The sequence below is a fragment of the Allofournierella sp. genome (assembly GCF_048388525.1).
Taxonomy (GTDB): domain Bacteria; phylum Bacillota; class Clostridia; order Oscillospirales; family Ruminococcaceae; genus BQOK01.
This window is the reverse complement of record NZ_DBGCTQ010000040.1, coordinates 1-8,865: the sequence shown is the minus strand read 5'-3', so window position 1 is coordinate 8,865 and position 8,865 is coordinate 1. Positions and strand designations below refer to the sequence as shown.

Annotated in this window: 9 protein-coding genes and 1 pseudogene; all 10 read right to left on the bottom strand. The window is 60.7% G+C overall.

Features of this window, described 5'->3' with window-relative positions; translation table 11 throughout:
- Nucleotides 1-336, bottom strand: a pseudogene (locus ACMLHZ_RS04390) (polyphosphate kinase 1); the annotation flags it as partial.
- A gap of 13 nt (nt 337-349) precedes the next feature.
- Nucleotides 350-709, bottom strand: a complete 360-nt coding sequence (locus ACMLHZ_RS04385) for a ComEA family DNA-binding protein (RefSeq protein WP_418666582.1) — start codon at nt 707-709, stop codon at nt 350-352.
- A 133-nt stretch (nt 710-842) separates the two neighbouring features.
- The gene (locus ACMLHZ_RS04380; RefSeq protein WP_418666581.1) at nt 843-1,790 is read right to left on the bottom strand and encodes a transketolase family protein; all 948 of its coding nucleotides are present in this window, start codon (nt 1,788-1,790) and stop codon (nt 843-845) included.
- Between the two features lie 2 nt (nt 1,791-1,792).
- Nucleotides 1,793-2,635, bottom strand: a complete 843-nt coding sequence (locus tag ACMLHZ_RS04375; RefSeq protein WP_418666580.1) for a transketolase — start codon at nt 2,633-2,635, stop codon at nt 1,793-1,795.
- A gap of 17 nt (nt 2,636-2,652) precedes the next feature.
- A complete protein-coding gene (locus tag ACMLHZ_RS04370) occupies nt 2,653-3,471 on the bottom strand; it encodes an HAD family hydrolase (RefSeq protein WP_418666579.1) in 819 nt (272 codons plus the stop codon).
- Nucleotides 3,468-4,394: an RluA family pseudouridine synthase gene (locus tag ACMLHZ_RS04365; protein ID WP_418666578.1), complete on the bottom strand. Its 927-nt coding sequence runs from the start codon at nt 4,392-4,394 to the stop codon at nt 3,468-3,470. The genes ACMLHZ_RS04370 and ACMLHZ_RS04365 overlap by 4 nt, the downstream gene beginning before the upstream one ends.
- The gene (gene lspA, locus ACMLHZ_RS04360) at nt 4,381-4,887 is read right to left on the bottom strand and encodes a signal peptidase II (protein WP_418666577.1); all 507 of its coding nucleotides are present in this window, start codon (nt 4,885-4,887) and stop codon (nt 4,381-4,383) included. Before lspA ends, ACMLHZ_RS04365 begins: the two co-directional genes overlap by 14 nt.
- A 79-nt stretch (nt 4,888-4,966) precedes the next feature.
- Nucleotides 4,967-7,759 (bottom strand): isoleucine--tRNA ligase, encoded by a 2,793-nt coding sequence (gene ileS / locus ACMLHZ_RS04355; protein WP_418666576.1) that lies wholly within the window; start codon nt 7,757-7,759, stop codon nt 4,967-4,969.
- Nucleotides 7,760-7,818: 59 nt separating this feature from the next.
- Nucleotides 7,819-8,598 (bottom strand): DivIVA domain-containing protein, encoded by a 780-nt coding sequence (locus tag ACMLHZ_RS04350; protein ID WP_418666575.1) that lies wholly within the window; start codon nt 8,596-8,598, stop codon nt 7,819-7,821.
- Nucleotides 8,599-8,625: 27 nt separating this feature from the next.
- On the bottom strand, nt 8,626-8,865 hold a 240-nt coding region (locus ACMLHZ_RS04345; RefSeq protein WP_418666574.1), incomplete at its 5' end, for a S4 domain-containing protein.

Sequence of the window (8,865 nt, the reverse complement as noted above, 5' to 3'; positions counted from 1 at the left end):
GTACCCCACCTCTGCCAGGCGCTCCCGCAGGCGAAACACATTTTTGTCGCACTGCTCCTGCAATACCGCTGTTTTGGGCATGATGGCGGCAAGCTGCTGGGCTGCCGTCATGTGGGTCTTGTTCTCCGTGATCTCATTTTTAAGCAGGGTGCGGTCGTACAGCGAACCCACCCGCACCATAAAGAACTCGTCCAGATTGCTGCCGTAAATGGCGGCGAATTTCATCTGTTCGGCCAGGGGGACCGTTTTATCCTTGCTGAGCGCAAGAACCCGCCGGTTAAAATCCAGCCAGCTCAGCTCCCGGTTGATGAAAATTTGATTTTCCTGCGCTTCCAAGCTCCGCGCCTCCTCATTCAATATAAAGGTATCCATCCCAGGCCTCCAGGTCTTTGCTGGTGACCGCGCTTATCTGTGCCAATTCTTCCAGGCTGGAAAAGGGGCCATGGTCCGCCCTGTATTGCAGGATCGCCCGCGCCTTTTTCTCCCCCAGGCCCGGCAGGCTGCGCAGCGCGGCTTCATCGGCTGTGTTGAGCTCGACCCGCAACAGCCCCTGCACGGTTACCGGCTGTGGGTTCAGGGGATCATACCCAGGCTGGAACAGGGGTGGGGTGAACAAAAGCGCCCCCAGCACCACCGCAGCCAGGGCCGCAGCCGCCAACGCCGCCATGCGTTTGCCGTTTTGTTCCACCCCGTTCACCTTCTTCTCCATGGTACCCCGCCTTTTATTCCTATTATAATCGCTGCCCTGTGGTTATTATAACACACCCTGCAGGCCAAAAAAGACAAACTTATGTAAAAAAAGCCCTTTTCCGTTTTTGGAAACGGAAAAGGGCAAGGCATTTTCAGCGATTCAGCAATTGCCGGACCCGCGCAGCAATATGCTCTGCGGTGAGGCCATACAGGGTGAGCAGCTCCTCGGCCGGGCCGGACTGGCCAAACTCATCCATCACCGCCACCGGCAGCACCCTGCAGCCTGCGCCGTTTTTCAGCAGCGCTTCACACACCGCGCTGTAAAGCCCGCCGATCACACTGTGCTCCTCGGCGGTCACAATGCCTCCGGTCTCACGGGCGGCGGCGCACAGGGCTTCCTCGTCGATTGGCTTAAGGGTGTGCAGGTTCAAAAGCCGTACCTGAATGCCCTCGGCGGCAAGCAGTTCGGCGGCCTCCAGCGCGCGTGCCACCATCAGCCCGGTAGCGGCGATGGTGGCGTCTGTGCCCTCGCGCAGCGTTACGGCCCTGCCCAGCTCAAAGCGGTAGCTCACGGGGTCGTTGATCACCGGCACCGCCAGGCGCCCCAGGCGCATGTAGGCCGGGCCCTCGTACGCCGCAAACGCGCGCACCGCCAGGCACGCCTCGGTGTCGTCGGCCGGGTTCACCACTACCATGCCAGGGATGTTGCGCATCAGGGCGATATCCTCGTTGCACTGGTGGGTAGCGCCGTCCTCCCCCACCGAGATACCTGCGTGGGAGGCGCAGATCTTTACGTTCAGGTGGGGGTATCCCACGCTGTTGCGGATCTGCTCGTAAGCGCGGCCCGCCGCAAACATGGCAAAGCTGGAAACAAACGGGATCATGCCGCTTGCGGCAAGCCCCGCGGCAATCGAGACCATGTTGGCCTCCGCAATGCCGCAGTCAAAATGCCGCTCAGGAAATGCTTTTTGAAACACACAGGTCTTGGTGGATTCCGCCAGGTCCGCGTCCAGCACAACAATGCGGTCGTCCTCGGCCCCCAGCTGGGCCAGGGTGCGGCCATAGCTCTCGCGCGTGGCGATCTTTTTTACATCTGCCATGGTCAGCCCTCCAATGCCGCAGCGGCGGCTTTCAATTCGGCCATCGCCTGTTCGTATTGCTGCTGGCTCGGGGCCTTGCCGTGCCAGCCCGCCTGATCCTCCATAAAGGAAACGCCCTTGCCCTTAACGGATCTTTGAACGATCACGCTGGGTTTTCCCTCCACCTGCTTTGCAGCGGTAAAGGCAGCGTCCAGGCTCTCAAAATCGTGCGCATCGGCGGTAAAGACCGCCCAGCCGAAAGCGCGGAATTTTTCGTCGATGGGATACACCGAGCAAACGTCGCTCACCCGGCCGTCAATCTGCAGGCCATTGTTGTCCACCACAGCAATGAGCTTGTCCAGCTTGTGGTGCGCCGCAAACATCGCGGCTTCCCACACCTGGCCCTCTTCCAGCTCACCGTCGCCCAGAATGGCATAGACCCGCCAGTCGGCCTTTTTCAGCCGCCCGGCCAGAGCCATGCCCACCGCAGCCGAGATCCCCTGCCCCAAGCTGCCCGTGCTCATATCCACCCCGGGGATATGCTTCATATCCGGGTGCCCCTGCAAAAGCGCGCCCACATGGCGCAGGCGGGTCAGTTCTTCCCAAGCAAAAAAGCCCTTTGCCGCCAGAATGGAATAGAGCGCCGGGCAGGTGTGCCCCTTCGAGAGCACCAGCCGGTCCCGCTCTTCCCAGTGCGGGTTTTTGGGGTTAAAGCGCATCTGTACCTCGTACAGATAGGCAAGCGTATCCGCAATCGACAGCGAACCGCCCGGATGGCCGGACTTTGCGCAGAAGGTGCCCTCAATCACGCCCTGACGCACCAGGTTCGCTGTTTTTTGCAGCTGTTTGATGGTTTGTGTTTCCATTATAACCTCCCACTGCTTTATGTATAGCGCTTGATCAGCGAATACAGATATTCCCCCACCCCGCCGCTGGTGCAGCTGGCCACCACCTCGTCGGCCGCCAGCTTTACCTCCGGGGGGGCGTTGTCCACTGCAACTGCGTGGCCCGCGGCCCGCATCAGGTCGATGTCGTTGTAATAATCGCCGATGACCACTGTGTTTTCCATGGGCACATCCAGCCTGGCGCAAAGCCTGCGCAGGGCCTGGGCCTTGCTGACCCCCGTGGGCATGATCTCAAAATAAATGGTGTTGGTGGGCAAAAAATACATGCCGTCGAAATGCAGCCCGCGGGCAAATTTCTGCAGGTTCAGGATGGTGATAGGGTCGGCGGCAAACATTACCTTTGCCCAGTTGTACGGCACCTGCTCAAGCGGACACATTATACAACCAATTTCCTCATCGCGCAAGTGGGCCTGGGTGTAGCGGTTGGCCTGCACCACATACACGCGCCCCTCCTCCACCATCACATCCACGCCCATGTCCGGGAATTGCTCCATCACTGCGGTCACCGCCTCGCGGGCGGCCGCAAGGGGCAAAAAGCTCTTTTCCAGCGCCCGGTCCGCTTCCAGGTCATACAGTACCGACCCGCCGCAGGCAATGGCCGGGCAGGAAAGGCGCGTGCCGCCCAGCGCCGCCCGGATGGATGCGGGCGGCCGGCCGGTGGCCACGGTAAAACGCCCGCCAAGCGCGCGGAACAGCTCAATGGTCGCCCGGTTGCAGGCGGGCACGCCCTCCTTGGCTGTGAGGAGGGTATTATCCATATCGCTGACCACAAGCAGGTCCCGGAGCGAATCGATCATGGCTGCGTTTCCCTTCTGAGCGAATGTAGAAAAGCTGTAAAATAAGCGGGGAGCTCGCTGTCGAACTCCAGATACTCGCCGGTCGCGGGGTGAAGAAAGCCCAGTGTTTTGGCGTGCAGGCACTGCCCGCCAAGCTGCCGGAGCACCGCTTTGGGGCCGTATACCTCATCCCCCGCCACCGGGTGGCCAATGCTGGCCATATGCACCCGAATCTGGTGGGTGCGCCCGGTGCGCAGCCGGCACTCGACGTGTGTAAAGCCATTATACCTTACAAGTTCCCGGTAGGCTGTATAGGCGTATTTTCCCCCCGGCGTCACCGCCATTTTTTTGCGGGCGGTGCGGTGCCGGCCAATGGGCGCTTCCACAAAGCCCTTCGGCTCTTTGAAGCCGCCGTACACCACGGCATGATAGACCCGGGTGATGCTGTGCACCGCCATCTGCGCCGAGAGGCCCTCGTGGGTGGCGTCGTCCTTGGCAACCACCAAAAGGCCGCTGGTGGCCTTGTCGATCCGGTGCACAATGCCGGGGCGCACCACCCCACCAATGGAGGAAAGCCGCCCTGCACAGTGGTAGAGCAGCGCGTTTACCAGCGTACCGTCCGGGTTGCCGGGCGCGGGGTGCACCACCATTCCTTTGGGTTTGTTTACCACCAAAAGGTGATCGTCCTCATACACGATCTCAATGGGAATATTCTGCGGCGCCGCGTCCAGGGGCTTTGCCTCGGGCAGCTCCAGCCGGATGCACTGCCCGGCCCGGAGCTTCAGATTTTTAGCCGCCGGCGCCTGCTGGCAGCGCACGCAGCCCTGTTCCAGCAGCTGCTGCACCGCGCTGCGCGAGAGCTCCAGCTCCTCGCAGCCGGCTAAAAAGCGGTCGATGCGCTCCCCCTCGCTTTCGGGGGGGACAAACAGCTCAAACCGTTCCATCCGGCAGATCCCCGCCCGCGGCCTTTTTCGCCTTGTGGCTGCGCACCTCTTCCAGAACGAGCGAGAGGCACAACATCCCGATGCCGGTGCACACCAGGATGTCGGCAAAATTGAACACTGCAAAGTTCATGAACAGCAGATTGATGTAATCGACCACTTCCTGGTTGAGCACCCGGTCCACCAGATTGCCGATCCCCCCTGCCAGCACCAGAAGCCAGGCAATGTATTCCAGCCGGCGGGCAGGCTTTTTGAACAGCAGGTATAGAAGGATCGCAGCCAGGGCAAGGCCGGTGAACACGATCAGAAAGCCCTGCTTGCCCCCCAGAATGCTGAAGGCCGCCCCGTCGTTCAAAAAATAGCGCAGCTCCACCACGCCGGGGATCAGTGGCATGCTGCCCACCGGCGCCAGGCTTGTGGTCGCCCACAGTTTGATGCCCTGATCGATCACCACCAGCAAAGCGGCGGCCACCAGGGTGATGAGCGCAGAAATCACAGCAGTTTCTCCTTTGCTATAAAAGCCGATCAAGAGCGGCGCCTTGCAAAAAAGCGCCGCTCTTGGAGCTTTTAAATGGTCACTCTTCCAGAATGCCTGCACAGCGGGCGCACAGGCCCTCGTGCGCAGGGTGGCTGCCCACATCGCCGGTATATTTCCAGCAGCGCAGGCACTTTTCACCCTCAGCGCGGCTGACCGCGACCCCCAGGCCCTCAAACTCGCCCTTCACGCCGCCGTCGCCCTGCCGCAGCTCCACCTGGGACACAATGAGCAGGTCTTCCAGCTCGTGCGCGGGGATGGCCTGCAGGAACGCGGCCACCTCCGGTGCGCAGTATAGGGTAAGCCTGGCCTCCAGCGAAGATCCGATAATCTTGTCTGCCCGGGCCTGCTCCAGCGCCTTTTTCACATCGTCGCGAATGGCGATGATCTCGTTCCACTTGGCGCGGAACGCCTCGTTTTGGGCCCACACACCGGCCTTGGGCATATCCTCAAAGGCCACATACTTGTTTTTGCCCTCAAATTCGGGCACAAAGCTCCAGATCTCCTGGCTGGTAAAGGTCAGGATCGGGGCAAGGATCTTGGTCAGATCCACCAGGATACGGAACATGGCAGTCTGGGCTGCGCGGCGCAGCACCGAACCGGGCTTGTTGATGTACAGCCGGTCCTTGACCACATCCAGGTAGAAGTTGGACAGATCCACCACGCAGAAATTGTAGACCGCATGGTAGACCTTGTGGAAGTCAAAGCTCTCGTAGCCGTCGCGGGCCGTGCGGTTCAGCTCGTCCAGCGTGTCCAGGGCCCACCGGTCCAGTTCCAGCAGCTCGCTGTCGGCCACCAGGTCGGTGTTGGGGTCGAACCCGTTCAGGTTGCCCAGCATAAACCTGGCGGTGTTGCGGATCTTACGGTATGCCTCGGAGAGCTGCTTCACGATCTCCTTGCTGATGCGCACATCCACCGTGTAGTCAGACGAAGCGACCCACAGGCGCACGATGTCGGCACCGAAATCCTTGATGATCTCGCTGGGCTCCATGCCGTTACCGGCGGACTTGTGCATCTGCTTGCCCTCGCCGTCCACCACCCAGCCGTGGGTAAGCACATTTTTATAGGGCGCAACACCGCGGGTAGCCACACTGGTGAGCAGGCTGGACTGGAACCAGCCCCGGTATTGGTCGCTGCCCTCCATGTACAGGTCGGCGGGCCATTTCAGCTCAGGCCGCTCCTCCAGCACCGCCACGTGGGTGGAGCCGGAGTCGAACCAAACGTCCATAATGTCCTTGTCTTTGGTGAACTCGGTGCCGCCGCACTGGCAGGTAAAGCCCGCGGGCAGGATCTGATCCGCCTCGTAGCGGTACCAGGCGTCGCTGCCCTCCTTGCGGAACAGCTCCGACACAGCCTGGATGGTCTCGTCGGTGATGTGATATTTGCCGCACTTTGTGCAGTAGAACGCCGGAATGGGTACACCCCAGATGCGCTGGCGGCTGATGCACCAGTCGTTGCGGTCGCGCACCATGCCGGCCATGCGGTCGTGCCCCCAGGCCGGGAACCACTTCACCTCGTCGATGGCCTTGTAAACGTCCTCTTTAAAGGCATCGATGGAGCAGAACCACTGCTCGGTGGCGCGGAAAATGATGGGGTGGTGGCAGCGCCAGCAATGGGGATACTGGTGGGTGATGTGCTGCACGCCCATCAGATTGCCGGTTTCGCGGATGTGTTCCAGAATGACCTTGTTGGCAGCCCAGACCTTCAGGCCGGCAAACCGGCCCGCCTCGGCGGTGAGATAACCGCCGTCGTCCACCGGCACCACCACCGGCAGCTGCGGGTAGTGCTTGGTGCACACCTCAAAGTCCTCCACGCCGTGGCCGGGCGCGGTGTGGACGCAGCCGGTGCCGCTTTCCAGGGTAACGTGGTCGCCCAGAATGACCAGGCTCTTGCGCTCCAGGAACGGGTGCTGCACCTGAATGAGCTCCAGCTCGCTGCCCTTTACCGGCTCGCCCACGATCTCGTAATCGGCAATGCCGCAAGCCTGCATGGTGCTCTCCACCAGGCCCTCGGCCATCACGTGGTACCCCTCGCCCACCTTTACGAACACATAGTCGAATTCCGGGTTCAGGCAGATCGCCACATTGGCGGGCAGGGTCCAGGTGGTGGTGGTCCAGATCACAAACCACGCCTTGTCCAAAGGGATGTTACGCTTTGCCAGCACCCCATGGGGGTCGCCGGTAACCGCAAAGCGCACATAGATGGAATCACACTCGTCCTCGGCGTACTCGATCTCGGCTTCGGCCAGGGCGGTGCGGTCCTCGGGGCACCAGTACACGGCCTTGAGCCCCTTATAGATGTAGCCCTTTTTCGCCATCTCGCCAAACACTTCGATCTGGCGCGCCTCAAATTCCGGCTTGAGGGTGAGATATGGATTTTTAAAATCGCCGATCACGCCCAGCCGCTGGAACTGTTCGCCCATGATGTCAATGTGTTCGGTGGCAAAGTCGTGGCACAGGCGGCGCAGCTCCAACAGGGAAATATCGCCTTTTTTGCTGTTTGCCTGCTTGATGGCCTTCAGCTCGATGGGCAGGCCATGCGTGTCGTATCCGGGCACATACGGCGCCTGGTAACCGCTCATATTTTTATAGCGGACAATGATATCCTTGATGATTTTGTTGAGTGCGGTACCCATGTGGATGCTGCCGTTCGCATACGGGGGCCCGTCGTGCAGCACATACCTGGGCTTGCCCTCGTTGTGCTTGATCAGTTCCTCGTAAAGATGATCCTGCGCCCACGCTTTCAGCATTTCGGGCTCTTTTTTGGGCAGGCCCGCCCGCATGTCAAAATCTGTTTTGGGCAGGTTGATGGTGCTGTTATAATCCTGTGGCACTGGCGTTTACACTCCTCTTGGTTATAGTGCGAACCGCCCCTTGGCGGGGCCGCCCGTTCTCAATCGCTGAATTTGATGCCCTGGAACCCCTCGAACACCGAAGATGCAGGTTTTTCCGGCGCGGGCGCCTGGGGGATGTAAGGCGCGGCCGGTTCAGGGCTTTCGGCGGGAAGGCCGTCAGGCTCCTGCCCGGGCTCTGCCCCCAGGCCTTCCAGCCCATAGAGCGCCGCCAGATCGGGGAAGGTGTCGATCAGGTCCGGCTCCTCTGGTTTTTCGGAGGCAGGGGCGACAGGTTCCTGCTCCAGCGCGGCGAACACCGGGGCCTCTGCGGCCTGTGCCTCCGGCTCAGCCGGCACCTCGGTTTCCGGCTCCAGCTCTTCCTCCTCCTCGGCGTCGCCGCCGGGCAGGGTGCTGAGGGATTCAATGTGCTGTTTATAAAGGCTCAGCACATTGTTTTTGAACTGCGCCACCTCGGCCTTGATGCTCTCGAGCTGAAGCTGCTCCTCCTGCACCTGCTCGGTGGCGGCGCGGGTGATATCCTCGGCCTTGATGCCGGCTTCCCGCAAAATGGACTCAGCTTTCTGCTTTGCTTCCTTAATCACGTTTTCACCCATGCGCTGGGCGTTGAGCAGCGCAGTTTTGAGGTTGTCCTCATCCTTGCGGTACTCCTCGATCTTTTGGGCCAGAATGTAGAGCTTTTGCTCCTTATCCTCTTTTTCGGCGGTGAGCTGCTCCATCTGCTCGGCCACCTGCTGCAAAAAGGCGTCCACATCTTCGGTGCGGTAACCGCGCACAGCTTTGTCAAAGGTAACGGTGCGGATCTCCTGCGGTGAAATCATACGCTCATCCTCCGATAAATTGAAATCTCAATACTGAAAATACTCGATAAACAGCCGGTCCTTGCGGGTTTTTCCGCCCAGGGCCGCAAGCTGAAAGCGGCCTTTGCCGCGCACGGTAAAAATATCGCCCTCATAGACCGGGGCGTGAGGGCTTGTGACCGGCACGTGGCCGATCTCAACCCCGCCTGCGCGCACCAACTGCCCGGCCTGGCCGCGGCTGCAGTGCAGCATGGCCGCCAGCACCGCGTCCGCCCGCAGCGAGGGCAC

Coding starts and splice junctions, on each gene's coding strand:
- ACMLHZ_RS04385 (WP_418666582.1), bottom strand. CDS start 709: ATGGAGAAGAAGGTGAACGGGGTGGAACAAAACGGCAAACGCATGGCG.
- ACMLHZ_RS04380 (WP_418666581.1), bottom strand. CDS start 1,790: ATGGCAGATGTAAAAAAGATCGCCACGCGCGAGAGCTATGGCCGCACC.
- ACMLHZ_RS04375 (WP_418666580.1), bottom strand. CDS start 2,635: ATGGAAACACAAACCATCAAACAGCTGCAAAAAACAGCGAACCTGGTG.
- ACMLHZ_RS04370 (WP_418666579.1), bottom strand. CDS start 3,471: ATGATCGATTCGCTCCGGGACCTGCTTGTGGTCAGCGATATGGATAAT.
- ACMLHZ_RS04365 (WP_418666578.1), bottom strand. CDS start 4,394: ATGGAACGGTTTGAGCTGTTTGTCCCCCCCGAAAGCGAGGGGGAGCGC.
- ACMLHZ_RS04350 (WP_418666575.1), bottom strand. CDS start 8,598: ATGATTTCACCGCAGGAGATCCGCACCGTTACCTTTGACAAAGCTGTG.